The 23,850-nt window shown below is 71.3% G+C and carries 24 protein-coding genes, 5 tRNA genes and 2 pseudogenes; 6 read left to right on the forward strand and 25 right to left on the reverse strand.

The features are described from left to right. Positions 1–113 precede the first annotated feature (113 nt). Positions 114–698, reverse strand: a pseudogene (locus ABZY44_RS31630) (flavodoxin family protein); the annotation flags it as partial. Positions 699–941: 243 nt separating this feature from the next. Here ABZY44_RS31630 and ABZY44_RS31635 point away from each other — a divergent pair. Next, positions 942–1,340: a helix-turn-helix domain-containing protein gene (locus tag ABZY44_RS31635; RefSeq protein ID WP_356659896.1), complete on the forward strand. Its 399-nt coding sequence runs from the start codon at positions 942–944 to the stop codon at positions 1,338–1,340. On the opposite strand, the gene mutM is transcribed toward ABZY44_RS31635, so the two are convergent. From mutM to ABZY44_RS31680, 9 genes are all read right to left on the reverse strand, one after another. Further along, positions 1,304–2,182 (reverse strand): bifunctional DNA-formamidopyrimidine glycosylase/DNA-(apurinic or apyrimidinic site) lyase, encoded by an 879-nt coding sequence (mutM, locus tag ABZY44_RS31640; RefSeq protein WP_356659864.1) that lies wholly within the window; start codon positions 2,180–2,182, stop codon positions 1,304–1,306. The two genes, ABZY44_RS31635 and mutM, sit on opposite strands and share 37 nt — an antisense overlap. A gap of 130 nt (positions 2,183–2,312) precedes the next feature. After that, entirely contained in the window at positions 2,313–3,188 is an 876-nt protein-coding gene (rnc, locus tag ABZY44_RS31645; RefSeq protein ID WP_356659866.1) for a ribonuclease III, read from the reverse strand. A gap of 19 nt (positions 3,189–3,207) precedes the next feature. After that, on the reverse strand, positions 3,208–3,381 hold the full coding sequence (gene rpmF / locus ABZY44_RS31650) for a 50S ribosomal protein L32 (RefSeq protein ID WP_003965982.1): 174 nt from the start codon (positions 3,379–3,381) through the stop codon (positions 3,208–3,210). Positions 3,382–3,383: 2 nt separating this feature from the next. Next, positions 3,384–4,031, reverse strand: coding sequence for a DUF177 domain-containing protein (locus ABZY44_RS31655; protein ID WP_356659898.1), 648 nt, complete (start codon positions 4,029–4,031; stop codon positions 3,384–3,386). A 152-nt stretch (positions 4,032–4,183) separates the two neighbouring features. Then, positions 4,184–5,254, reverse strand: a complete 1,071-nt coding sequence (locus ABZY44_RS31660; protein WP_356659868.1) for an ATP synthase F0 subunit B — start codon at positions 5,252–5,254, stop codon at positions 4,184–4,186. Between the two features lie 137 nt (positions 5,255–5,391). Continuing rightward, entirely contained in the window at positions 5,392–5,871 is a 480-nt protein-coding gene (gene coaD / locus ABZY44_RS31665; RefSeq protein WP_356659900.1) for a pantetheine-phosphate adenylyltransferase, read from the reverse strand. 29 nt (positions 5,872–5,900) lie between these two features. Further along, on the reverse strand, positions 5,901–6,479 hold the full coding sequence (gene rsmD, locus ABZY44_RS31670; protein WP_356659870.1) for a 16S rRNA (guanine(966)-N(2))-methyltransferase RsmD: 579 nt from the start codon (positions 6,477–6,479) through the stop codon (positions 5,901–5,903). Positions 6,480–6,541: 62 nt separating this feature from the next. Continuing rightward, positions 6,542–8,767: an ATP-dependent DNA helicase RecG gene (gene recG / locus ABZY44_RS31675; RefSeq protein ID WP_356659872.1), complete on the reverse strand. Its 2,226-nt coding sequence runs from the start codon at positions 8,765–8,767 to the stop codon at positions 6,542–6,544. Positions 8,768–8,801: 34 nt separating this feature from the next. After that, positions 8,802–10,454: a DAK2 domain-containing protein gene (locus ABZY44_RS31680; RefSeq protein ID WP_356659874.1), complete on the reverse strand. Its 1,653-nt coding sequence runs from the start codon at positions 10,452–10,454 to the stop codon at positions 8,802–8,804. Between the two features lie 243 nt (positions 10,455–10,697). On the opposite strand from ABZY44_RS31680, the gene rpmB reads away from it, so the two are divergent. Further along, positions 10,698–10,883 carry a 50S ribosomal protein L28 gene (gene rpmB, locus ABZY44_RS31685; protein WP_073911113.1) on the forward strand — a complete coding sequence of 62 codons (186 nt, stop codon included), beginning with the start codon at positions 10,698–10,700 and terminating at the stop codon, positions 10,881–10,883. Between the two features lie 144 nt (positions 10,884–11,027). On the opposite strand, the gene thiD is transcribed toward rpmB, so the two are convergent. Further along, positions 11,028–11,804 carry a bifunctional hydroxymethylpyrimidine kinase/phosphomethylpyrimidine kinase gene (gene thiD, locus ABZY44_RS31690; RefSeq protein ID WP_356659902.1) on the reverse strand — a complete coding sequence of 259 codons (777 nt, stop codon included), beginning with the start codon at positions 11,802–11,804 and terminating at the stop codon, positions 11,028–11,030. Between the two features lie 71 nt (positions 11,805–11,875). Further along, entirely contained in the window at positions 11,876–12,859 is a 984-nt protein-coding gene (locus tag ABZY44_RS31695) for a thiamine-phosphate kinase (RefSeq protein ID WP_356659876.1), read from the reverse strand. Positions 12,860–13,104: 245 nt separating this feature from the next. Between ABZY44_RS31695 and ABZY44_RS31700 the strand changes: the two genes are divergently transcribed. Together ABZY44_RS31700 and ABZY44_RS31705 are read left to right on the forward strand one after the other, a co-directional pair. After that, the gene (locus ABZY44_RS31700) at positions 13,105–13,338 is read left to right on the forward strand and encodes an Lrp/AsnC ligand binding domain-containing protein (RefSeq protein WP_214947835.1); all 234 of its coding nucleotides are present in this window, start codon (positions 13,105–13,107) and stop codon (positions 13,336–13,338) included. Between the two features lie 20 nt (positions 13,339–13,358). Continuing rightward, positions 13,359–13,856, forward strand: a complete 498-nt coding sequence (locus ABZY44_RS31705; protein ID WP_356659878.1) for a DUF3515 family protein — start codon at positions 13,359–13,361, stop codon at positions 13,854–13,856. Between the two features lie 105 nt (positions 13,857–13,961). Here ABZY44_RS31705 and ABZY44_RS31710 read toward each other — a convergent pair whose 3' ends face one another. From ABZY44_RS31710 to ABZY44_RS31720, 3 genes are read right to left on the reverse strand one after another with little or no spacing between them, the layout of a single operon-like run. Then, positions 13,962–15,119, reverse strand: coding sequence for a D-alanine--D-alanine ligase family protein (locus ABZY44_RS31710; protein ID WP_356659880.1), 1,158 nt, complete (start codon positions 15,117–15,119; stop codon positions 13,962–13,964). Between the two features lie 39 nt (positions 15,120–15,158). Further along, complete coding sequence (locus tag ABZY44_RS31715; protein ID WP_356659882.1) at positions 15,159–16,169, reverse strand: NAD(P)H-dependent glycerol-3-phosphate dehydrogenase; 1,011 nt, start codon at positions 16,167–16,169, stop codon at positions 15,159–15,161. After that, positions 16,166–16,918 (reverse strand): lysophospholipid acyltransferase family protein, encoded by a 753-nt coding sequence (locus tag ABZY44_RS31720; RefSeq protein WP_356659884.1) that lies wholly within the window; start codon positions 16,916–16,918, stop codon positions 16,166–16,168. The genes ABZY44_RS31715 and ABZY44_RS31720 overlap by 4 nt, the downstream gene beginning before the upstream one ends. 240 nt (positions 16,919–17,158) lie before the next feature. Between ABZY44_RS31720 and cofC the strand changes: the two are divergent. Continuing rightward, positions 17,159–17,758, forward strand: a pseudogene (gene cofC, locus ABZY44_RS31725) (2-phospho-L-lactate guanylyltransferase); the annotation flags it as partial. A gap of 285 nt (positions 17,759–18,043) precedes the next feature. Here cofC and ABZY44_RS31730 read toward each other — a convergent pair. From ABZY44_RS31730 to leuC, 4 genes are all read right to left on the reverse strand, one after another. Then, the gene (locus ABZY44_RS31730; RefSeq protein ID WP_356659886.1) at positions 18,044–18,730 is read right to left on the reverse strand and encodes an HU family DNA-binding protein; all 687 of its coding nucleotides are present in this window, start codon (positions 18,728–18,730) and stop codon (positions 18,044–18,046) included. Positions 18,731–18,875: 145 nt separating this feature from the next. Next, complete coding sequence (locus tag ABZY44_RS31735; RefSeq protein WP_356659888.1) at positions 18,876–19,103, reverse strand: hypothetical protein; 228 nt, start codon at positions 19,101–19,103, stop codon at positions 18,876–18,878. A gap of 136 nt (positions 19,104–19,239) precedes the next feature. Then, the gene (leuD, locus tag ABZY44_RS31740; RefSeq protein WP_356659890.1) at positions 19,240–19,833 is read right to left on the reverse strand and encodes a 3-isopropylmalate dehydratase small subunit; all 594 of its coding nucleotides are present in this window, start codon (positions 19,831–19,833) and stop codon (positions 19,240–19,242) included. Between the two features lie 5 nt (positions 19,834–19,838). Then, positions 19,839–21,263 carry a 3-isopropylmalate dehydratase large subunit gene (gene leuC / locus ABZY44_RS31745; RefSeq protein WP_356659892.1) on the reverse strand — a complete coding sequence of 475 codons (1,425 nt, stop codon included), beginning with the start codon at positions 21,261–21,263 and terminating at the stop codon, positions 19,839–19,841. Between the two features lie 185 nt (positions 21,264–21,448). Here leuC and ndgR point away from each other — a divergent pair, with 185 nt between their 5' ends. Then, positions 21,449–22,165: an IclR family transcriptional regulator NdgR gene (ndgR, locus tag ABZY44_RS31750; protein ID WP_215030593.1), complete on the forward strand. Its 717-nt coding sequence runs from the start codon at positions 21,449–21,451 to the stop codon at positions 22,163–22,165. 161 nt (positions 22,166–22,326) lie between these two features. On the opposite strand, the gene ABZY44_RS31755 is transcribed toward ndgR, so the two are convergent. The 6 genes from ABZY44_RS31755 to ABZY44_RS31780 all read right to left on the reverse strand — a co-directional run bounded on the left by ABZY44_RS31755 (position 22,327) and on the right by ABZY44_RS31780 (position 23,638). Next, a tRNA-Glu gene (locus ABZY44_RS31755) sits at positions 22,327–22,399 on the reverse strand. A gap of 22 nt (positions 22,400–22,421) precedes the next feature. Next, positions 22,422–22,493: transfer RNA gene (locus tag ABZY44_RS31760), tRNA-Gln, on the reverse strand. Between the two features lie 24 nt (positions 22,494–22,517). Then, a tRNA-Glu gene (locus ABZY44_RS31765) sits at positions 22,518–22,590 on the reverse strand. Positions 22,591–22,651: 61 nt separating this feature from the next. After that, positions 22,652–22,724, reverse strand: a tRNA-Glu gene (locus tag ABZY44_RS31770). Positions 22,725–22,751: 27 nt separating this feature from the next. Continuing rightward, positions 22,752–22,823, reverse strand: a tRNA-Gln gene (locus ABZY44_RS31775). Positions 22,824–22,909: 86 nt separating this feature from the next. Further along, positions 22,910–23,638: an HAD family hydrolase gene (locus ABZY44_RS31780; RefSeq protein WP_356659894.1), complete on the reverse strand. Its 729-nt coding sequence runs from the start codon at positions 23,636–23,638 to the stop codon at positions 22,910–22,912. Positions 23,639–23,850 lie beyond the last annotated feature (212 nt).

Here is a 23,850-nt window from a genome sequence, read left to right on the forward strand (position 1 = left end):
CAGGTAGCGGATCTGGGCGCCCGCCGATTTGGGGATGGGGCGGGTGAAGTTCTGTTCGTCGGCGCGGTCGAGGCTGTCGCTGATCTCGGACATGGCCAGACCGCGGCGGCGGCCAGGGCGGCGCGGCCCGCGAGGACGATGCGGGTCTGCTCGGTGACGCGGCGGCCGAGGTGCTCGGCGGTCGCGATGTCGGCCTTGTGGACGCCCTCGGCACCCTGGTCGTTGTTGGACTGGGCGGCGGCGCCGTCGAAGAAGCCGAGGCGGTTGAGGTCGTTCTCGGAGGCGGTGCTGGAGTTCCAGCCCGCCTTGAGACCCAGGTTCACCCAGCTCATGCCGTGCTGCGAGGCCAGCGTCTGGAAGAAGTCCAGGGTGTTGCCCTTGTCGCCCGACTTGGAGGCGGAGTTCGTGAAGCCCGCGGCGACCTTGTCCTGCCAGCCGGCCGTGAACCAGACCTTGGAGGTGGCCTCGGCGAAGACGTGGAAGGCGCCCGAGGCGGTACCCATGTAGGTCGGGGCGCCGAAGACGATCGCGTCGGACGCGGCCAGGAGCTCCCACTGGGCGTCGTCGATCTCGTCGACCTTGATCAGGTGCACCGTCGCACCGGCGTCGAGGGCGCCCGCCTGCACGGCCTCGGCGACGACGGTGGTGTGGCCGTAGCCCGAGTGGTAGGCGATCGAGACGACGGGGGCGTAAGTGATACCGGACAAGGCAGATCTCCCTCGGAAAACACTGCGGCGGGACGCAGCGTGGTGCGTGTGGTGTGACGAGACAACCACTAACTTTTGGAAAGCGCAACCTAAATGGTTAGCGCTCCCCAGTAGTAGGCTGAAAGCATGCAGACCCCACCCTGTAGCGAAGCCGGAGGCGCCACCGCTGCCGCCGGCACCGCCGAAGCCTCGTCAGACGCCTGCGCCACGGGAGCCGCGTCGGACGCCTGCACCATGGACGCCGCGGCGGACGCCTGCGCCACGTTCGACGTCTTCGCCCGCGCATGCCCGTCCCGGGAGACCCTGGAGCACGTCACGGGCCGCTGGGGCAGCCTCACGGTGGGCGCGCTGCGCAAAGGCCCCTGCCGGTTCAACGAGCTGCGCCGCCGGGTCGACGGCGTCAGCGAGAAGATGCTCTCCCAGACGCTGCACGCGCTGGAACGCGACGGCATCGTCATACGCGAGGCACAGCCGACCAACCCGCCCCGCGTGGACTACGAACTGACCCCGTTCGGCATCGAGATCGCGCACCGCCTGGTCGCGCTCATCTCGCTGCTGGAGGACGCCATGCCGCAGGTGCTGAGCTCCCGCTCCGCCTACGACGCCGCGCGCGCCTTGCGCCCCGGGCGCTGACACCGCGGGCAGAAGTAGCTCGACCGGTTCATCCACGGCCGGCGCCGCATCGGGGTACCGCAGCGCCGGCAGGGCTCGTCCTCGCGCCCGTACGCGTCGAGGGACCGGTCGAAGTACCCGGATTCGCCGTTGACGTTGACGTACAGGCTGTCGAAGCTGGTGCCGCCGACGGCGAGGGCCGCGTTCATGACGTCGCGGACGTGGCCGAGCAGTTCCACGCTCCGGGGGCGCGTGAGCGTGGCTGTGGGGCGCTCGTAGTGCAGTCCGGCGCGCCACAGCGCCTCGTCCGCGTAGATGTTGCCGACGCCGCTGATCAGCGACTGGTCCAGCAGCGCCCGCTTCACGGTGGTCCGCTTGGCACGGAGCGCCAGGTGGTAGGCCGTCTCGTCGAAGAGGGGGTCCAGCGGGTCCCGCGCGATGTGCGCGATGACGTCGGGCAGCCCCTCCTCACTGTCGGCGACGGTCTCGTGCAGCGACAGGCCGCCGAAGGTCCGCTGGTCGACGAAGCGCAGCTCGGTGCCCGCGCCGTCCCGGAACCGCATCCGGATGCGCAGGTGCTTCTCGTCGGGGGCGTCCTCGGGCTGCACGAGGAGCTGCCCGCTCATCCCGAGGTGGCCCAGCACGGAGAGATCGCGCTCGGCCAGCGGCAGCCACAGGTACTTGCCGCGCCGGCGGGGCACCGCGAAGGTCTCCCCCGCCAGCCGCTCCGCGAAGTCGGCGCCGCCGCCCACGTGCCGCCGCACGGCGCGCGGGTGCAGCACCTCGACGACGTCGACCGTCCGCCCGGCCACCCAGCGCTCCAGGCCACGCCGCACCACTTCGACTTCGGGCAGCTCGGGCACGCGGGTTCCTCCGGACGGGATGCGGTCGTGAACGCTCCCGGCGAGCGTACCGGCCTCCCGGTCCGCGCCCGGAAACGGGTCCGCCCGCCCCTGCTGAGCAGGGGCGGGCGGGGAAATCCGGAAGGAAGCGTCAGGCTCCCGGCGTCGGGGCGGAGGACGTCGGCGCCCCGCCGTCCCCGGCGTCGTTCCCGGCTCCGGCGCCGGCCGGGGTCGCTGCCCCGTCCGACGTCGCAGCCGGAGCGGTTCCGGACACGGCTTCCGCCGCGATCCGCGCGTCCGCCTTGGCGCTGATTCCACGCCAAGCGGACTCCGCCGCCTGCTGTTCTGCTTCCTTCTTGCTGCGGCCGGTGCCGGTGCCGTACGAGACACCACCGACGCGAGCGGCAGCGGTGAAGGTCTTCTCGTGGTCCGGACCTGTCTCGCTGACCAGGTATTCCGGCACACCAAGACCTTCGGCTGCCGTGAGCTCCTGGAGACTGGTCTTCCAGTCCAGGCCGGCACCGAGGTTCGAGGACTTCTCGATGAGCGGGTCGAAGAGCCGGTGAACCAGCTCCGAGGCCGCGTCGAGGCCCTGGTCGAGGTAGACCGCGCCGATCACCGCTTCAAGGGTGTCGGCGAGGATGGACGCCTTGTCCCGGCCACCCGTGCCCTCTTCGCCCCGGCCGAGCCGGACGAAGGAGCCGAGTTCGAGGCCACGCCCGACCTCCGCCAGTGCGCGTGAGTTGACCACCGCGGCCCGCAGTTTGGCCAGTTGGCCTTCCGGCAGGTCCGGGTGGGTCGTGTACAGCGTGTCCGTGACCACCAGGCCCAGCACGGAGTCCCCGAGGAACTCCAGCCGCTCGTTGGTGGGCAGACCGCCGTTCTCGTACGCGTACGAACGGTGGGTCAGTGCACGCACCAGAAGGGCGGACTCGAGGTGGTACCCGAGCCGCCCTTCCAGAAGCGTGTGGGACGAGGCCGCTTTGTTACTGTCTGCCTGCTTCTCAGCGTTGGACAGCTCAGACATTGCGCCTCTCACCAGCCGCTCAGACCTCGAGGACCTGGCGCTTGTTGTAGGTGCCGCAGCTCGGGCACGCAATGTGCTGGAGCTTCGGCTCCTGGCAACGCTCACACGAAACCAGGGTGGGGACCGCAGCCTTCCACTGCGACCGGCGGTGGCGCGTGTTGCTGCGCGACATCTTCCGCTTCGGAACAGCCACGGCTACTTCTCCTGCTTCTCGGCGGCGCTCTGAACTCCGTCGGAGGCAGTGCCGCTCATGTTGTCTTTCTCGACGCCCTGATCGGTGCCGAGTCCTTGCAGTGCCGCCCAACGGATGTCGACGGCGTCATGGTGGTGGTCCGGGTCGTCGTTCAGGCTGAGCCCGCAATCGGGACACAGTCCGAGACAGTCCTCCCGGCACACCGGCTGCAGCGGCAGTGCGAGCACCACCACGTCGCGCAGCACGGGTTCGAGGTCGAACAAGCCGTCCTCGAGAAGAAGCGTGTCCTCGTCGTCCTCGGCGTCGTCGGCCGGCTCCGCCTTCGAGCGGTTCCGGTCGTCGGCGTCAGGGTACGAGAACATCTCCTGGAAGTCCGCCTTGAGCTCGCGCTCCACGGACTCCAGACACCTTACGCACTCCCCCGTCGCCGATCCACGGACGGTGCCTGTGACGAGCACCCCTTCCATGACCGACTCGAGGCGGAGCTTGACGTTCAGACGGCTGCCTTCCGGCACTCCGATGACTCCGGCGAGACCGAGGTCCGCCGGTGCCGCGATTTCACGGGACAGCCGCAGCATGGCACCAGGACGCCGACCCAGCTCGTGCGTGTCGAACACGAGGGGGTTGTGGTGGTCGAGGCGGGTATTCAGGGCCGTTCCTGCTTTCACAAAATCACTGGAGACTGCTGAAGATCAAGATTTCCGCCACTCAAGGGCAGCATGGATCGCGGTGCATACGCGCGACCGAAGAGCCAGGATACCCGCCGCTTCGCCCTGAGCCCAATCCAGGGGGCGGAGCGGGGTCAGCGGCCCTGCTCGTACTGGCGGAGCTGATCCAGGTTGATCATGCTGGTGTCGAAGAAGCTGGTCTCGTCGAGCGCCGCCTGCTGGTCCTGCGCGGCCTGCTGCCCGTCGTAGTGCGCGCCGTAGGACCCCGCGGCGGAGCCGTCGCCCGCACCGGAGTAGGGGTCGGGCTGCTGGTCGTAGGAGACGGCGTAGGGGTCCGGCTGCCGCACCTGCTGCTGGTAGCCGGAGTACGGGTCCTGGTAGCCGTAGGCGTCCTGCTGGACCGGCTGCTGGTAGGAGTACGGGTCGTACGCCTGCTCGCGCTGCGCCTGCTGCTGCGCCGGGACGAGCGGCGCCTCCGGCTCGGCCAGCCCGGCCAGGAAGTCCGCGTCGCTCGCCGAGCGGGACTGCTGGAGCCCCGCCGCGTCCTGGGCGGCCATGTGCGCGCCGAGGTCGTCGGTGGCCACCCTGCCGTGGAGCTTCTGGCGGCCCCGGCCGACGGCCTCCAGGGTCTTGGAGAGCACCGCCTCGAAGGTGGCCAGTTTGGTGTCCACGTAGGCGTCCGCCTGCTCGCGCTGCGTCTGCGGGTCGTGGCTGCGCTCGGGGGCGTCCGCGTCGGGGTAGCCCTGCTCGTCGAGCCCCGGGCCCCGGCCCAGGAGCTTCTCGCGGCCCCGGTCCACGGAGCCGATGGTCTTGGTGAGCACGACCTCGAAGTTCGCGAGCTTGCTGTCGACGTAGTCGTCGGCCTCGGCCCGGATCTCCTCGGCCTCGCGGCGGGCGTCCGCCAGGATCCGGTCCGCCTCGTCCTGGGAACGCCTCGCGACCTCGGTGTCGGAGATCAGCGAACCCCGGTGGGCGTGCGCCGACTCGATGATCCGCTCCGCCTCGCGGCGGGCCTCCTCGACCATCTGCTCCCGGCCGCCGATGAGCTCCTGCGCCTGAGCGAGCGAGCCCGGCAGGGCGCCCCGCACCTCCTCGAGCTGTGCGAGCAGCTCGGCCCGGTTGATCACGCACGAGGCGGACATGGGCATGGACCGGGCACTGCCGACGGCCGCGACGATCTCGTCGAGCTTCTTCTGCACGTCCATGGGGGCTCGCACTCTCTCGGCCTCGGGCGGTTCCCGAGACGAACGGGACGACTTTACGGCCACAGGGCCGGGAGCCGACACCGGCTGACGGACCGTCAGGGGGTCGGCGGCCGGTGCCGGGGCCGGGGTGCCGGAGCTCAGCGGCCGGCCAGGCGCTCCATCAGCGCCGTGTGCACGTGTGCGGGCAGCAGGTGGGCCACGTCGCCGCCCCAGGTCGCGACTTCCTTGACCAGGGAGGAGGACAGGAAGCTGTAGGTGGGGTTGGTCGGGACGAACAGCGTCTCCACGCCCGACAGCCCCATGTTCATCTGGGCCATCTGCAGTTCGTAGTCGAAGTCGCTGACGGCCCGCAGGCCCTTGACGATGGCCGGGATCTCGCGCTGCTTGCAGAAGTCGACGAGGAGCCCGTGGAAGGACTCGACCTCGATGTTGCCGTAGCCGGCGGTCGCCTCGCGGATCAGCTCGATCCGCTCCTCGACGGTGAAGAGCCCCTGCTTGGACTGGTTGATCATCACGGCGACGTGGACCACGTCGTAGAGCCGGGAGGCCCGGCCGATGATGTCGAGGTGTCCGTTGGTGATGGGGTCGAACGACCCGGGACAGACGGCGCGGCGCAACGTGGTTCCCTCGCTCCCCGGTACGGGTTTCATGATTCTTCGCTGATGGAGGCGGCTCGGCCGTACCAGAGGGTGCCCTCGCCGTACTTCCGGGACCGGAGCGCCTCGAAGCCCTCGGGCCACGGGAAGGCACCGCTCCTCGTCCTGCGCTCCACGGTGACGAGCGCATCGTCGGTGAGCCAGCCATTGGACCGGAGTGTGAGCAGGATCTCGCGAAGATCGTCGTGCTCGACCTCGTAGGGCGGGTCCAGGAAGACCACGTCGTACGGGTCCCCGTGCGCGGGGACGGCCGCGATCTGCTCGGCCCTGCCCGCCCTGAACTCGGCGCCGGGCAGCCCGACCGACTCGATGTTGTCCCGGATGGCCTTGGCGGCCTTGGCATCGGGCTCGACCAGCAGCGCGTGGGCCGCGCCGCGGGAGAGCGCCTCCAGGCCCACGGCGCCGGAGCCGGCGTAGAGGTCGAGCACCCGGGCCCCCTCGACGCCGTGCAGCGACTCCCAGGTGGAGAACAGCCCCTCACGCATCCGGTCCGAGGTCGGGCGGGTGCCGGTGCCGGGCGGTACGGCGAGGCGTCGCCCGCCGGCGCTGCCGGCGATCACGCGGGTCATCTGGGGTCCTTCGGTGTGGGGCGAGCAGAGAGGTGCAGGCCTTCAACGATAGGTCGTACCGCTCACCCCTTCTCCAGGTACTGCTCCCGTTCGGTGTCCAGGAGCGCGTGCAGGGCGGTCTCGAGGCCCGGCAGCCCCGCGAGCTCCGGGTCGGCGGCGACCACGCGGGTGGCCTCCTCGCGGGCCTGGGCGATGACCTCCTCGTCCTCGATGACCGCGAGCATGCGCAGCGAGGAGCGGACGCCGGACTGGGCCTGGCCCAGTACGTCGCCCTCGCGGCGCTGCTCCAGGTCGATGCGGGAGAGCTCGAAGCCGTCCAGGGTGGCGGCGACGGCGGCGAGCCGGGCGCGGGCGGGGCTGGCCTCGTGCATCTCGCTGACCAGCAGGCACAGCCCGGGGGCGGAGCCGCGGCCGACGCGGCCGCGCAGCTGGTGGAGCTGGGAGACGCCGAAGCGGTCCGCGTCCATGATCACCATGACGGTGGAGTTGGGGACGTTCACCCCGACCTCGATGACGGTGGTGGCGACGAGCACCTTGACCTCGCCGGCGGTGAACCGGCGCATGACGGCGTCCTTGTCGCCCGGATCCATCCGCCCGTGCAGGACCTCCACGGCCAGACCGGCCAGGGGGCCCTCGGCGAGCTGTGCGGCGATCTCCAGGACGGCCAGCGGGGGCCTCTTGTCGCCGTCCTCCGCGTCGGCGGCCTTCTTCTTCGCGGCGGCCCTGCCCGCCTTGCCGTTCTCCTCCGTCTCGTCCGCGCTGTCGCCGATGCGCGGGCAGACCACGTACGCCTGGTGCCCGTTCTCGACTTCCTCGCGGACCCGCTCCCAGGCGCGGGTCAGGAAGTGCGGCTTGTCCTTGGCGGGCACCACGTGGGTGGCGATCGGGGAGCGTCCGGCCGGCAGCTGGTCCAGGACGGAGGTCTCCAGATCGCCGAAGACGGTCATGGCCACCGTGCGCGGGATCGGGGTCGCGGTCATGACGAGGAGGTGCGGGGGCTGCTTGCCCTTGGAGCGCAGCGCGTCGCGCTGCTCCACGCCGAAGCGGTGCTGTTCGTCGACGACGACCAGGCCGAGGTCGTGGAACTTCACCTTGTCCTCGATGAGGGCGTGCGTGCCGATGACGATCCCGGCCTCGCCGGTGACCAGGTCGAGCAGGGCGCGGCGCCGCGCGGGCACCCCCATCGACCCGGTGAGCAGCACGACCTTGGTCCCCTGGTCGAAGCCGCCGAGCATGCCGCCCTCGGCGAGCTCGCCCATCATCTCGGTGATGGACCGGTGGTGCTGCTGTGCGAGGACTTCGGTGGGCGCGAGCAGGGCGGCCTGCCCGCCGCAGTCGACGACGGCGAGCATGGCCCGCAGGGCCACCATCGTCTTGCCGCTTCCCACTTCGCCCTGGAGGAGCCGGTGCATGGGGTGGTCGGTGGCGAGGTCGTCGAAGATCTCCTTGGAGACGGTCTCCTGGCCCTCGGTGAGGGTGAAGGGGAGCTTGGCGTCGAAGGAGTCGAGGAGGCCGCCGGGAGCGGGGCGGCGGGGGACGGCGGGGAGCTGGGAGTCGGCGTGCCGGCGCCGGGCCAGGGCCACCTGGAGGACGAAGGCCTCGTCCCACTTGAGGCGTTGGCGGGCGTCCTCGATGTCGGCCTTGGTGGCCGGCCGGTGGATCTTCAGCAGGGCCTCGGTGAGCGGGACCAGCCCACGGCCCTCGCGCAGGGCGGGCGGCAGCGGGTCCACGGCCTCCCCGACGCCGGGCAGGACCGCGTCCACGCATTTGGCGATCTTCCAGGACTCCAGCTGCTTGCAGGCCGGGTAGATGGGGATCAGCTGGCCGGCGAAGGCGGCGGCCGCGTCGGTCTCCCCGGCGTCCGCGCCCAGCGGCTCGTACGCCGGGTGGGAGAGCTGGAGCTTGCGGTTGAAGAGGCCGACCTTGCCCGCGAACATGGCGCGGCTGCCGGGCAGCAGTTCCTTGTGCGGTTTGTGGACGCCCGACCCGAAGAAGACGAGCTGGAGCCGGCCGCTGCCGTCGGTGATGGTGACTTCGAGGCGTTTTCCGCCGCCGCGGCTGCCCTGGTAGGTCAGCAGGCGGGCGTCGGCGACCTGCGCGACCACCGTGACGTGCTCGTCGATCTGGTCGGCGAGTTCGGCCAGCGAGGTCAGCTCGCCGCGCTCGGCGTAGCGCCGTGGGTAGTGGTGGAGCAGGTCTAGGGCCGTGTGCAGGCCGAGCTGCTCGGCCAGCACCTTGGCGGTGGCGGGGCCGAGCGTCTTCTTGAGGTCTTCGTCGAGCGCGGGCACGTGTTCATTGCACACCATGGCGCCGACAACCCGGCTATTCCACCCCGATGAGCAGCGGCGCCGACCAGCGTCCGCCCCGGTAGGTCACGGTGTCGACCGCCAGGTGCCCGTGCTGGACGTACGCCTCCAGGCGCGCGGCCAGCGCGTCCGGCACCTCGGGGCCCAGGACGAGGGTGACGAGTTCGCCGCCGGAGCCGAGCATCCGGTCCAGGACGGACTCGGCGGTCCGCGCCAGGTCCGCGCCGATGACGGCCACGTCCCCGTCGATGAGGCCGAGCACGTCCCCGGCCTGGCAGATGCCGGCGGAGGTGAAGGACTGCCGTTCGGCGACGGCCAGTTCGCCGTAGCGGGTGGCTCCGGCTGCGGCGGTCATGGCGACCACGTCCTCGTCGAAGCTCGCGTCCGCGTCGTGGACGGCGAGCGCGGCCAGGCCCTGGACCTCCGAGCGGGTGGGGATCACGGCGACCCGTATCCCCTCCGCGCGGGCCCGTCCGGCGGCGGCGGCCGCGACCGCCCGGTGTTCGGTGCCGTTCGGCAGCAGGACGACCTCGCGGGCGTGCGCCCGGCGGACGGCGTCGGCCAGTTCGGCGACGGCCGGCGCCTCGGCGGGCCGCGCGAGCACGGTGGTGGCGCCGGCCTCCTCGCACAGCACGGCCAGTCCCTCGCCCTGGACCACGGCGACGACGGCCCTCTGGGTGCGCTCGCCGCGGGCCCTGCGCCGTTCGTCGCCGAAGTGCGTGATGCGGATCCGGTAGGGCCGTCCGGCCACCACCCCGGCCTCCACGGCGGCGCCGGGGTCGTCGACGTGGACGTGGACGTTCCACAGCCCGTCGCCGCCGACCACCACCAGGGAGTCGCCGAGTCCGTCGAGGCGCGTGCGCAGCTCGGAGACCTGCGCCTCGGGTGCCTCCAGCAGGTAGATCACCTCGTAGGCGGGGCCGCCCTGGTCCTCCGCGCAGGGCGCGGCCGACTGCGGTACGGGCACGGCGCGGCCGCGGACCGGCTCGACGGCCGGCTCCTGCCCGGACAGCGCCTGCCACAGGGCTCCGAGGACGGCCACCAGTCCGCAGCCCCCGGCGTCCACCACTCCGGCCCGGCCGAGCACGGGCAGTTGCCCGGGGGTCTCGGCGAGGGCCGCGCGGGCCCCGTCGTAGGCGGCCGCGGCCACGTCGGCGGCGGTTCCGGCGGCGGCTTCGGCGATCTCGGCGGCCCGGGCGGCGGCGGCGGCGACGGTGAGCATCGTGCCCTCCACCGGGTGCGCGACGGCCTGGTACGCCTCCTCGGCGGCCCGGGCCAGCGCCTGCGCCAGCAGCCGCGCCGGTCCGCGGCCGGCGGGTTCGTCGCCCAGGACGTCGGCGACTCCGCGCAGCAGCTGCGCGAGGATCGTGCCGGAGTTGCCCCGGGCTCCTACGAGGGCTCCGTGCGCGAAGGCCCGTACGGCCTCGGGCAGGGAGGTCCCGGCTGTGCCGTCCGTCACGGTGGCGAAGGCGCCCTCGAGCGCGCGGTCGGCCGATTCGGCGGTCAGGTAGAGGTTGGTGCCGGTGTCCGCGTCGGCGACGGGATAGACGTTGATCGCGTCGATGTCCTCGCGGGCCCGGCCCAGTGCGGCCAAGGCCAGCGAGCTCCAGGTGCGCACCGCTTCGGCGTCGAGCTCGTCGGGGGGCTGCGGCTGAGGCTCGTGCGCCACCGGGCGTTCCTCCTTGTGCGGGCCAGGGTTCACCGCAGGGTAACCAAGGACTGCCGGGAGGGCCGGACCGCGGGGCGGGGGCGGCGGCGGCCATGGTAGTTTTCTTGGGCCGGGGCAGTCGTTGTATGCTGCTCCGGTTGCCCGATGAGAGTCGGGCCATTCCCCCCGGCAAACCACCTCAGATCCTTGATACCGGTGCGCCGGGATTCACTGTAAGTGCATCTGAAGTCTTTGGAGTGACCTGTGGCTGCCAACTGCGACGTTTGCGCCAAGGGGCCGAGCTTCGGCAACAGCATTTCCCACTCGCACCGCCGCACCTCGCGTCGCTGGAACCCGAACATCCAGCGTGTCCGTGCCGTGGTCAATGGGACGCCGAAGCGCCTCAACGCCTGCACCTCGTGCATCAAGGCCGGCAAGGTCTCGCGCTGACGCCTCCCGTCGTAGCGCAGCCCTTTCCGGTTGCTGAGAAGGCCGGTCCACCTCGGTGGACCGGCCTCTTGCTTTGTCCGACCGGCCCTGTGGGGCCTGGTTCGCCGCACGGTTCCGTGCGGCGAACCAGGCCCCACAGGCGTTTCAGCGCCACTGCCACGCGTGGTCCACGGGGCCGATGCCCGCGCCCAGCGCGAAGCCGGCCGCGATGGCGCCCGTGACGTACTCCTTGGCCGTCGTGACGGCCTCCGGGACCGGCAGGCCCTTCGCCAGGCCCGCCGCGATGGCGCTGGCGAGCGTGCAGCCGGTGCCGTGGGTGTGCCGGTTGTCGTAGCGGGGGGCCCGCAGCCAGCGCTCCTCGGTGCCGTCCGTGAGCAGGTCCACGGCTTCGCCCCCGTGCGCGGCGAGGTGGCCGCCCTTGATCAGCGCCCAGGCGGGGCCGTAGGCGAGTACGGCCCCGGCCGCCCGGCGCATGTCGTCCTCGGTCTCCACCACGACCCCGGTGAGCCGGGTCACCTCGTCCAGGTTGGGCGTCGCCACGGTGGCCCGGGGCAGCAGTTCCCTGCGCACGGCGTCCAGCGCCGTGGCGGCGAGCAGGGCGTCCCCGTGCTTGGAGACGCCGACGGGGTCGACCACGGCGGGGGCCGGGGTCGTGGCGAGCAGCGCGGCCACCGTCTCCACCAGCTCGGCGGAGGCCAGCATCCCCGTCTTCACGGCCTGGACCCCGATGTCGTCCACCACGGCCCTGTACTGGCCCCTGACGGCCTCCGCCGGCAGCTCCCAGACCCCTTTGACGCCCAGCGAGTTCTGCGCGGTCACAGCGGTCACCACGCTCATCGCGTGGACCCCGAGCGCCAGCATCGTCTTGAGGTCGGCCTGGATGCCCGCGCCGCCGCCGGAATCGGATCCGGCGACGGTCAGGCAGAGCGGCGGGTGCGGGGCGGGGTACGTGGCCGGGTGCGGGGTACCGGGCCGGGCGGCGGGCGGCCGCTTCACCGGCCGCCCTCCTCGGGGGCCGGGTCCGCGCCGAAGTGGTCCCAGCCGCCGGTGCTGGTCCAGGGGGCGCCGTCGACGGTCACCTGGGGCAGCGCGGAGCGGTTCTGCACCGCGCCGATGACCTTCCAGCGGGCCGGGAGCTTCACGTCGGGCGGAAAGGTGGCCACGATGGCGTGGTCCTCGCCCCCGGTGAGGACCCACTGGAGCGGGTCCACGCCGACGGCCTGACCGATGTCGTGCATCTGGGTCGGGATGTCGACGGCCGCCGAGCGCAGGTCGATCCTCACCTTGCTGGCCTCGGCGATGTGCCCGAGGTCCGCGATCAGGCCGTCGCTGACGTCGGTCATGGCGGTGGCGCCGAGTCCGGCGGCCGCGGGGCCCGCGTGGTACGGCGGTTCGGGCCGCCGGTGGGCCTCCACGAAGGCCCGCGGCGAGCGGAAGCCGCGCGAGAGCACGGCGAAACCGGCCGCGGACCAGCCGAGCCAGCCCGTGACGGCCACGACGTCACCGGGCTGGGCGCCGGAGCGCAGCACGGGCTCGTGGTTGCGCAGGTCGCCCAGCGCGGTGATGGCCACGGTGATGGTGTCGCCGCGGACCACGTCGCCGCCGACCACGGCCGCGCCGGCGACCTGGCACTCGTCGCGGATGCCGTCCATCAGCTCGGTGGGCCAGGTGACCGGGAGTTCGGCCGGGACGACGAGGCCGAGCAGGAGCGCGGTCGGCACCGCGCCCATGGCGGCGATGTCGGCGAGGTTCTGTGCGGCGGCCTTGCGGCCGACGTCGTAGGCGGTGGACCAGTCACGCCTGAAGTGCCGGCCCTCCAGGAGGATGTCCGTGCTCGCCACGACCCGCCGGTCGGGGGCCGACACCACCGCGGCGTCGTCGCCCGGTCCGATCCGGACGGCCGGGGTGGTGGTGAGCCGTGAGGTGAGCTCCCGAATGAGCCCGAACTCCCCCAGCTCGCCCACAGTGCCCTTCATCGCTGTGCCCCTTCTTGCCCAGTCCGCTTGCGGTCGCGAGCCGTCACAGCTCTGGGTACCGTCAACAGATACGTCAACTTCTGCTCTCCGTACGCCCCGCTGTGCGTGGAGCCGGGCCCGCGGGTCTCCCCGCGGCGCTCGGCGACGCGGTACCGTGGCGTCCCTTCTTCCCCGGGCCCACCCGTGATCCCCGGGCCCACCCGAAGGGTAGGGGAAATGATCCTCGTGGCCGCCCTGGAGGTTCCGTGGTACAGGCGTACATCCTCATCCAGACCGAGGTGGGCAAGGCGTCGTTCGTCGCCGAGTCCATCGCGCAGATCGCGGGGGTGATCCAGGCCGAGGACGTGACGGGTCCGTACGACGTGATCGTGCGCGCCCAGGCCGACACCGTGGACGAGCTCGGCCGCATGGTCGTCGCCAAGGTCCAGCAGGTGGAGGGGATCACCCGCACCTTGACCTGCCCGGTGGTCCATCTGTAGCCCCCGTCTACTCTTGGCCGGTGACGTCACGACACCGTCGGCCCTTCTCTCTGCTCGCCGCACTGACCGCGCTGGCCGCCTCGGCGGCCCTCGCGGGCTGTTCCCCTGGTGACGCCGGGGCCCGGGTGGATCCGCCGTCCGCTCCGCCCGCCGACGTGGCGGGTCTGTGTGCGGCGCTGCACAAAGAGCTCCCCGACACGGTGGCCGCGCTGGCCCGGACCCCGGCGCTGCCGGAGTCCGAACTGACCGCCGCGTGGGGTGGCTCGGCGATCGTACTGCGGTGCGGTATCCCCAGGCCCGAGAAGATGCGGGACGAGAAGCAGGACGGCGTCGACGTGAACGGTGTCGGCTGGCTCCTGGAGAAGCTCGACGACGGCGGCTTCCGGTTCACCACCGGGGCGCGGCTGGCGTACACGGAGGTCAGGGTCGACAAGGAGCATGCCACGGACGCGGGCATGCTGGTGGACCTGTCCGCCGCGATCGACAGGACCGTGCCGGTGGGCATCTCCTCGTACTGACCGTTCCGGCCCCGCGGCCCGCGCTCATGAGTACCGCCCGCCGGCCACCCTTTCGGGGGGCCGGCGGGCGGTGCCTGTTCGCGTACGGAGCTTCGTGCCCGGGTGCTAGCGCAGCCCGGTGGAGCGGCGCAGCGCGGCCTGGATCAGGCGGTCGACGAGCTCCGGGTACTCGATGCCCGTCTCCTGCCACATGCGCGGGTACATGGAGATCGGGGTGAAGCCCGGCATGGTGTTGATCTCGTTGATGACGAAGGTGCCGTCCTCGGTGAGGAAGAAGTCGGCGCGCACCAGGCCCTCGCAGGATGCGGCGTCGAAGGCCTCGACGGCGAGCCTCTGGACCTCGGCGGTCTGCTCCGGGGTGAGCGGGGCGGGCACGATTCCCGAGGCGGAGTCGATGTACTTGGCCTCGAAGTCGTAGAAGTCGTGGCTGGAGACCGGCGGGATCTCGGCGGGCACGCTCGCGCGCGGCCCGTCCTCGAACTCCAGGACCCCGCACTCGATCTCGCGGCCGCGCAGCAGCGCCTCCACGATGACCTTCGGGTCGTGGCGGCGGGCCTCGGCGATCGCCTCGTCCAGCCCGGAGACGTCGTCGACCTTGGTGATGCCGATCGAGGATCCGGCCCGGGCGGGCTTCACGAACAGCGGCCAGCCGTGTTCGGCGGCGAAGTCCAGGACCTTGCCGCGGGCGGCCTCCCGGTCGTTCTCCCACTCGCGGGGGCGCAGGGTCACGTACGGGCCGACGCGCAGCCCGAAGGACGTGAAGACCCGCTTCATGTAGTCCTTGTCCTGGCCCACGGCCGAGGCGAGGACGCCGGAGCCGACGTACGGGACCCCGGAGAGCTCCAGCAGGCCCTGGAGCGTGCCGTCCTCGCCGTACGGGCCGTGCAGGACGGGGAAGACGACGTCGACCTCGCCCAGGGCCTTGGGAACCGCGCCCGGCTCGGTGTAGACGACCTCGCGGCTGGCCGGGTCGACGGAGAGCACGACGGCGCCCTCCTCGGATTCGGCGAGCTGCCCCACGTCGGGGAGCTCGCCGCCGGAGATGGCCATCCGGGCGGGCTCGTCGGCGGTCAGCGCCCACCGGCCGTCCGTGGTGATGCCGATGGGCAGCACCTCGTACTTGGAGCGGTCGATGGAGCGCAGGACGGCGCCCGCGGTGACGACCGAGATGGCGTGTTCCGAGCTGCGGCCGCCGAACACGACGGCCACACGGGGCTTGCGGCCCTGCTGCTCAGGGGTCTGGGGGAGGTTCTCGCTGCTCATATCGCCCCGAGAATACCCGGTCGGACGTCCGGAAAGCAGTCAGCGCCGTTCCGGTTTGGCGCTGCGTCCCATGAGCTCCTTGAGCGCGACCAGGGTGGGCTTGCCGTGGTGGACGATGTCGACGACGGTGTCGGTGATCGGCATGTCGACACCGTGGCGGCGGGCCAGATCGGCCACGGACAGGCACGACTTGACGCCTTCGGCGGTCTGCTTGGTGACCGCGATGGTCTCCTCCAGGGTCATCCCGCGGCCGAGGTTGGTGCCGAAGGTGTGGTTCCGGGAGAGCGGCGAGGAGCAGGTGGCGACGAGGTCGCCGAGGCCGGCGAGGCCGGAGAAGGTGAGCGGGTCGGCTCCCATGGCCAGGCCCAGCCGGGTGGCTTCGGCCAGTCCGCGGGTGATCAGGGAGCCCTTGGTGTTGTCGCCCAGGCCCATGCCGTCGGCGATGCCGACGGCGAGCCCGATGACGTTCTTGACCGCGCCGCCGAGCTCGCAGCCGACGACGTCGGTGCTCGTGTAGGGACGGAAGTACGGGGTGTGGCAGGCGGCCTGGAGGCGCTGGGCGACGGCCTCGTCCACGCAGGCGACCACGGAGGCGGCCGGCTGCCGGGCGGCGATCTCGCGGGCCAGGTTGGGGCCGGTGACGACGGCGACGCGGCCGGCGGGGACCTTGGCCACCTCTTCGATGACCTCGCTCATCCGCTTCGCGGTGCCCAGTTCGACGCCCTTCATGAGGGAGACGAGGACCGTGGCGGGCGCGAGCAGCGGAGCCCAGTCGGCGAGGTTGCCGCGCAGGGTCTGCGAGGGGATGGCCAGGACCGTGAAGTCGGCGCCCGCCGCGGCCTCGGCCGGATCGGTGGTGGCGCGGACGTTCGCGGGGAGTTCGACGTCGGGGAAGTAGTCCGGGTTGGTCCGGCCGGTGTTGATGGCGTCGACGAGCTCGCGCCGGCGGCCCCACATGACCACCTCGCAGCCGGCGTCGGCGAGCACCATGGCGAAGGCCGTGCCCCAGGAGCCGGTTCCGAATACGGCTGCCTTCACGGGACGTGTCACTTGTCGCCCTCCCCCGCGGCCTTGCGCCGCTGTTCCGCCCTGGCCTTGCGATGGTCGTACGGCTGCGCGGGCGCGCTTTCGCCCCGCAGCTCCTCCAGCAGCCCGGTGATGGCCGCCATGATGACTTCGGTGACCTCCTTGAGCACGTCCGGGGTGGGGTCCCGGTCGTAGTACGCGGAGAGGTCCACGGGCGGTCCGGCGAGGACCTGGAGGGTCTTGCGCGGGAACAGGCTGAGCTTGTTCTCCTTGGCGTAGGGCGGCATCGCGAGGTTCGCGCCCCACTGGGCCACCGGAATGACGGGGGCCCGGGTCATCAGCGCCACGCGGGCGGCGCCGGTCTTGCCGGCCATCGGCCACATGTCCGGGTCGCGGGTGAGGGTGCCTTCCGGGTAAAAGGCCACGCATTCACCGTGTTCGATCGCCGCCACGGCGGCCCGGAATGCGTCCAGGGCGTTGGTGGACTCCCGGTAGACGGGGATCTGGCCGGAGCCGCGCAGGATCGCGCCGACAATGGGGACCTTGAAGAGGGCCGCCTTGCCGAGCAATCGGGGCACCCGGCCGGTGTTGTACTGGAAGTGCGCGTAGGACAGCGGATCCAGATACGAGTTGTGATTGACGGCGGTGATAAATCCTCCGTCGGCCGGAATGTGTTCCATTCCCCGCCAGTCCCGCTTGAAGAGCACTACCAGCGGCGGTTTCGCGATGGCGGCCGCAAGGCGGTACCAGAAGCCGATTCTGCGGCGGGACACTCGGACACCTTCCTCTTGGACCGGTGCGCTGCTGGGGCACCCCGGTGCCGGACAAGTCTCGCCCCAGGTCCGGTCTCTGTCGAGAACACCGTACGCCCCGCGCAACCGGGCCAGGCCCCGGGCCGCCCGCCTTGAGGCGACAATGGGGCCACGCATGACCCGGCCATGACCTGTGCATGGTCCAGACGGCCGCGCGAACGCGGCGGAGGGAAGGGGCCGGTCACGAACGCCGTATGGAGTCTGGTGGTCCCGCTGAAGCCGCTGGCGGTGGCCAAGAGCCGTCTCGCGCGGGCGGTCGGCGCCTCCCGGCCGGGGCTGGCCATGGCGTTCGCGCTGGACACCGTGGCGGGGGCGCTGGCCTGCGCGGCGGTCGCGGATGTGGTGGTCGTCACGGACGACGCGGCGGCCGGGGCGGAACTGGCCCGGCTCGGGGCCCGGATCGTGCCGGACGCCCCGGGCGGCGGTCTCAACGCGGCGCTGGCCCACGGGGCGCGGGAGATCCGGGCGGTCAGGCCCCGGGCGGCGGTGGCGGCGATGAACGCGGACCTGCCGGCGCTGCGGCCGCCCGAATTGCTACGCGTGCTCGAAAACGCCTCGGTATTTCCCCGGGCATTTCTGGCGGATGCGGCGGGAATCGGGACGACCTTGCTTTCCGCTGCGCCGGACGTGGAATTGGCCCCCTCGTTCGGCGGTCCCTCGCGGGCCCGGCATTCGGCCTCCGGCGCGGTGGAAATGACCCTCCCGGGTGTGGACAGCGTGCGCCGAGACGTGGACACGGCGGCCGATCTGCGGACGGCGCTCACCCTCGGTGTGGGCCGCCATACGGCCCGATACAGTGCCCGTATGCAGGCGACCGCGTACACGTACGACTCCCAGACCCGCAGCGGCAGCGTGCTGCTGGACGACGGCACCCCGGTGCCCTTCGAGGCCGCGGCGTTCGACGCGGGCGGCCTGCGGCTGCTGCGGCCCGGGCAGCGGGTGCGGATCGAGACGGACGGCGAGGGCTCGGGCCTGCGGATCACCCTGGTCACGCTGCAGACGTTCTGATACCCGGCCCGCGGCCCGCGCGCCGCGGGCCGGCTTCCCCGCCGGGGGGAAGTCGGCCCGTCGTGTGTGACTCGTGCCCTACTTGGTCTTGCGGGCGGTGGTCTTCTTCGCGGTGGCCTTGCGCGTCGCCGTCTTCTTGGCGGGCGCCTTCGTCGCCGCGGTGACCTTCTTGGCCGCCGGCGCGGTCTTCTTCGCGGTGGGGGTGGTCTTCTTCGCCGTCGCCGTGGCCTTCTTGACCGTGGCCTTCGTGGCCGTCGGCGTCGCCTTCTTCGCGACCGCGGTCTTGGCGACCGTCTTCTTGGCGGTGGCCGTGGTCTTCGCCGCGGTCTTCTTCGCCGCCGTGGTCTTGGACGCGGCCGCCGCCTTCTTGGCGGTGCTCGCCTTCTTCGCCACGGCCTTCTTCACCGTCGCGGAAGCCCCGGAAGAGCCACCCGTGAGGCTGCCCTTGGGCGCCTTCTTCACCGACACCTCGCCGCCCTTGGGCAGCTTCTTGGTGCCGGCGACGAGGTCCTTGAAGCCCTGGCCCGCGCGGAAACGGGGCACCGAGGTCTTCTTGACCCGGACGCGCTCACCCGTCTGCGGGTTGCGGGCGTAGCGGGCCGGTCGGTCGACCTTCTCGAACGAGCCGAAGCCCGTGACCGAGACCCGGTCGCCGGCGACCGTCGCGCGGACGATGGCGTCCAGTACCGCGTCGACAGCGTCCGCGGCCTGCTGCCGGCCGCCCAGCTTGTCGGCAATCGCTTCTACGAGCTGCGCCTTGTTCAACGTCTTCCCCTTCGGAGACTTCGCCAGAACGAATGTGTTCAAGCTTATTTCGCACGTTAGGCGGATATATACCGCAAATCAAACACGAAACGGGCTTATCACCCTAGTGCCGCAACGCTGGAGGCCGTTACGGAGTTCCTTCGCATCAGTCGCCTTCAGGGAATCGACCCTCGTCGAGGTCCTTCATCAACCTGTCCAGGCGCACTGCCGCATCGGTGAGATCGTGCTTCGCCGCGGCAGTGACGACCAACAGCTTCCGGGTCAGCGCCATCCTTACGCCCTCCGGGACTTGCAGTGAGCGAACCCGTGTGTGTGCTTCTTTCAATCGGTCCGCGACGAGTTCGTAGAGCTTAAGTTGACTGTCGCGTTCCATGCACAGATTGTGCCATCTGGGGCGAGTTGTCGCCTCACGGGGCCTCAACACACAGCTGTGCCCCCCACCGGAAGGCAGGGGGCACAGTGTTGCCATGTGATCGCCCGAGGGCGAATAAGCGCTGATCAGGCCGGAATCACGCCTGAATCGTGCGCGGCTTGTAGGTCGGCCGGACGCTTTCGTACGTGGCGATGTCCGCTTCGTTCTGAAGGGTGAGCGAGATGTCGTCCAGCCCCTCCAGCAGCCTCCAGCGGGCGTTGTCGTCGAGTTCGAACTCGACGACGATGCCTTCGGCCCGGACCTGGCGGTCGACCAGGTCGACCGTGATCTCGGCGGTGGGGTCGGCCTCGGTCAGCTCCATCAGCCGGTCCACCGCCGCCTGCGGCAGGACGACGGTCAGCAGACCGTTCTTCAGCGAGTTGCCGCGGAAGATGTCGGCGAAGCGGGAGGAGATGACCGTCTTGAACCCGAAGTTCTGCAGGGCCCAGACGGCGTGCTCGCGCGAGGAGCCGGTACCGAAGTCGGGGCCCGCGAGCAGGACGGTCGCGCCCTCGCGCTCCGGGCGGTTCGTGACGAACTCCGGGTCCTTGCGCCAGGCCTCGAAGAGCCCGTCCTCGAAGCCGTCGCGGGTGATCTTCTTCAGCCAGTGGGCCGGGATGATCTGGTCGGTGTCCACGTTGCTGCGGCGCAGTGGGACGGCCCGGCCGGTGTGGGTGGTGAAGGCTTCCATCGTTCTCAGACTCCGGCGGTCGCGGGGGCGTCGGACAGGTCGGCGGGCGAGGCCAGATGGCCCAGTACCGCGGTGGCCGCGGCCACCTGCGGGGAGACCAGGTGGGTGCGTCCGCCCTTGCCCTGCCGGCCCTCGAAGTTGCGGTTGGAGGTGGACGCGGAGCGCTCACCGGGCGCCAGTTGGTCGGGGTTCATGCCCAGACACATCGAACAGCCCGCGTGCCGCCATTCGGCGCCGGCCTCCTTGAAGACCTTGTCCAGGCCCTCCTCCACGGCCTGCAGGGCGACGCGGACGGAGCCCGGGACGACCAGCATCCGTACGCCGTCGGCGACTTTGCGGCCCTCGACGATGCCGGCGACGGCGCGCAGGTCCTCGATGCGGCCGTTGGTGCAGGAACCTACGAAGACGGTGTCGACCTTGATGTCCCGCAGCGGCTGCCCGGCGGTCAACCCCATGTACTCCAGGGCCTTTTCGGCCGCGTGGCGCTCCGAAGCGTCCTCGTACGAAGCGGGGTCGGGGACGCTCGCCGACAGCGGCGCGCCCTGGCCGGGGTTGGTGCCCCAGGTGACGAACGGCGACAGGGCGGTGGCGTCGATGACGACCTCGGCGTCGAAGACCGCGTCGTCGTCGGTGCGCAGGGTCTTCCAGTACGCGACCGCCGCGTCCCAGTCCTCGCCCGTCGGGGCGTGGTCGCGGCCCTCGAGGTAGTCGAAGGTGGTCTGGTCGGGGGCGATCATGCCCGCGCGGGCGCCGGCCTCGATCGACATGTTGCAGATGGTCATGCGGGCTTCCATCGACAGGTTCTCGATGGCTTCGCCGCGGTACTCCAGGACGTAGCCCTGGCCGCCGCCGGTGCCGATCCTGGCGATGATCGCCAGGATCAGGTCCTTGGCGGTGACGCCCTCGGCCAACTCGCCGGTGACGGTGATCGCCATCGTCCGGGGGCGGGCCAGCGGCAGCGTCTGCGTCGCCAGCACGTGCTCGACCTGGCTGGTGCCGATGCCGAAGGCCAGCGCGCCGAAGGCGCCGTGGGTGGAGGTGTGGGAGTCGCCGCAGACCACGGTCGTACCGGGCTGGGTCAGACCCAGCTGCGGTCCGACGACGTGGACGACGCCCTGTTCCACGTCACCGAGCGAGTGCAGGCGGACACCGAACTCGGCGCAGTTGGCGCGCAGCGTCTCCAGCTGGGCCCGGGAGACCGGGTCCGCGATCGGCTTGTCGATGTCGATCGTGGGGGTGTTGTGGTCCTCGGTCGCGATGGTGAGGTCCAGGCGGCGGACCTTGCGGCCGGCCTGCCGCAGACCCTCGAAGGCCTGGGGGCTGGTCACCTCGTGCAGCAGGTGCAGATCGATGAAGAGGAGGTCGGGCTCGCCCTCCGCCCGCCTGACGACATGGTCGTCCCAGACCTTCTCCGCGAGTGTCCTACCCATCACTTTCCCTCCGGCCGGCCGGTTGTGCCGGCGCTTCATAGAGATCTTGTGCGCCGTGCCGCCCGTACCCCACGTCCTGGACGACGGCTCGGATCCAGGTGGTTCGTGGACCCGCACATACAGACTCGCTCGTTCTTGGAAAAATTGAACTTGCGTTTCACAGTGTGAGACGCGAATATCGTTTCATGGACAACTCTAGCGGCGTCGGCGTTCTCGACAAGGCAGCTCTGGTATTGAGCGCACTGGAGTCCGGTCCGGCCACCCTCGCCGGGCTGGTCGCGGCGACAGGGCTCGCACGACCCACGGCACATCGCCTTGCCGTGGCACTGGAACACCACCGGATGGTGGCGAGGGACATGCAGGGCCGGTTCATCCTCGGACCGCGGCTGGCGGAGCTCGCCGCCGCGGCCGGCGAGGACCGCCTGCTGGCCACGGCCGGACCGGTGCTCACCCACCTCCGGGACGTGACGGGAGAGAGTGCGCAGCTCTACCGGCGTCAGGGCGACATGCGCATCTGCGTGGCGGCGGCCGAGCGGCTGTCGGGCCTGCGGGACACCGTCCCGGTGGGCTCCACGCTCCCGATGAAGGCCGGATCGGCCGCGCAGATCCTGATGGCCTGGGAGGAGCCCGAGCGGCTCCACCGCGGCCTGCAGGGCGCGCGTTTCACGGCGACGGCCCTGTCGGGCGTACGGCGCCGCGGCTGGGCGCAGTCGATCGGCGAGCGGGAGCCCGGCGTGGCCTCCGTCTCGGCGCCGGTGCGCGGTCCCTCGAACCGCGTGGTGGCCTCCGTGTCGGTCTCCGGCCCGATCGAGCGCCTGACCCGCCACCCGGGGCGCATGCACGCCCAGGCCGTCATCGACGCGGCCGGCCGCCTGACCGAGGCCCTGCGCCGCTCCAGCTGAACCCACCCGTCCCGACCACTCCCCCGGGCCCGGGGGCGCGTACGACGCCGCACACGTCCGAACACGCGCCTCCGGGCCCGCACTTGTGCGCCCGGGGAGCACGGCTCGCGGGAACGCGGAAGAGGCCCTCCGCGATGATCGCGGAGGGCCTCTTCGGTGCGTACCCCCGACCGGATTCGAACCGGCGCTACCGCCTTGAGAGGGCGGCGTGCTAGGCCGCTACACAACGGGGGCTAGCTGTCACTGCGGTACTGCGCTGGGCTACCAGGACTCGAACCTAGAATAAGAGAACCAGAAACTCTCGTGTTGCCAATTACACTATAGCCCACAGGTCTAGACCAGCTAGACACCGTACCCCCGACCGGATTCGAACCGGCGCTACCGCCTTGAGAGGGCGGCGTGCTAGGCCGCTACACAACGGGGGCCCTAGCGATCCTGCATCAAAACATCCGGGTGCGACCCTGGAGATCTCGCGGGAAGGATCTGTACCCCCGACCGGATTCGAACCGGCGCTACCGCCTTGAGAGGGCGGCGTGCTAGGCCGCTACACAACGGGGGCAAGCACTGCGTTTACCACTGAACTGCGCTGGGCTACCAGGACTCGAACCTAGAATAAGAGAACCAGAAACTCTCGTGTTGCCAATTACACTATAGCCCACCAAAACGCAAGACCCTGAGGTGCTTTCGTTCGGTTAGCGCCTCCGGCCCGGCCTTTCGGCCCGCTCGGGCGGCGCAGAAAGAACATTACCGGATGGCTGACCGTGCTCCAAAACGGGTATCGGCGGCCAGTACCTCCGGGAGCCGGTCGAGTCCGGCGATCCGGTGCACTCCATCGGGTCCCGGACCGCGGTCGCCCTCCCGGTCGAGCCAGACCGCCGTGAGCCCGGCGTCCCGGGCGCCGCGCGCGTCGATCTCCGGCTGGTCCCCCACGTAGACCACCTCGTGCGGCTCCAGGCCGAGCTCCGCGCAGGCCGCGAGGAAGGCCGCCGCCTCCGGCTTGCTGATGCCCAGCTCCACGGCGCACACGAGGACCTCGAAGCGGTCCCGCAGGCCGAGCCGGCGCAGCTTGGGGTCCTGGTTGGCGAGGGAGGAGTTGGTGAGCACCCCGTGCCGGTAGCCGGGGGCGAGGAGGTCCAGTACGGGCAGCACGTCCGGAAACAGCGTCCAGGCCTCCTGGTAGTGCGCGACGTACCGCCCGAACCAGTCGTCGGCCTGCGCGTCGCTCAGCCCGGGCGCCCCGAGGAACTCCCGCACCCGGTCCCAGCGCTGCCCCTGGAAACCCACCTCGCCGGCGGCGAAGCGCGCCCAGTGCCGTTCGGTCACGCGGCGCCACAGCGCGAGGGCCTCGTGCGCGGCCCCGTACCGCTCGGCGATCCCCTCGTCGGCCAGGTGCGCGGCCAGCCCCGCCCGGTCGGCCCCCGTGTAGTCGAAGAGGGTGTCGTCGATGTCCCACAGCACCGCGCGGATCGCCATGGGGCCGACCCTACGCCGGGCCCTCGCGCCGCGCGGGAACCCCGGAGAACTCGACGCGAAACGGCGGCGCCGGTCCGGAAAACGCCGTCGGGGGGGGGGGGGCGGGGGGGCGGCCCCCCCCCCCCCGGGGGGGGGGGGGGGGGGGGGGGGGGGGCCGGGGGGGCCGGGGGGGGGGGGGGGGGGGCCGGGGGGGGGGGGATGCCCCGGTAAAG

The organism is Streptomyces sp. NPDC006544, assembly GCF_040611715.1.
Taxonomy (GTDB): domain Bacteria; phylum Actinomycetota; class Actinomycetes; order Streptomycetales; family Streptomycetaceae; genus Streptomyces.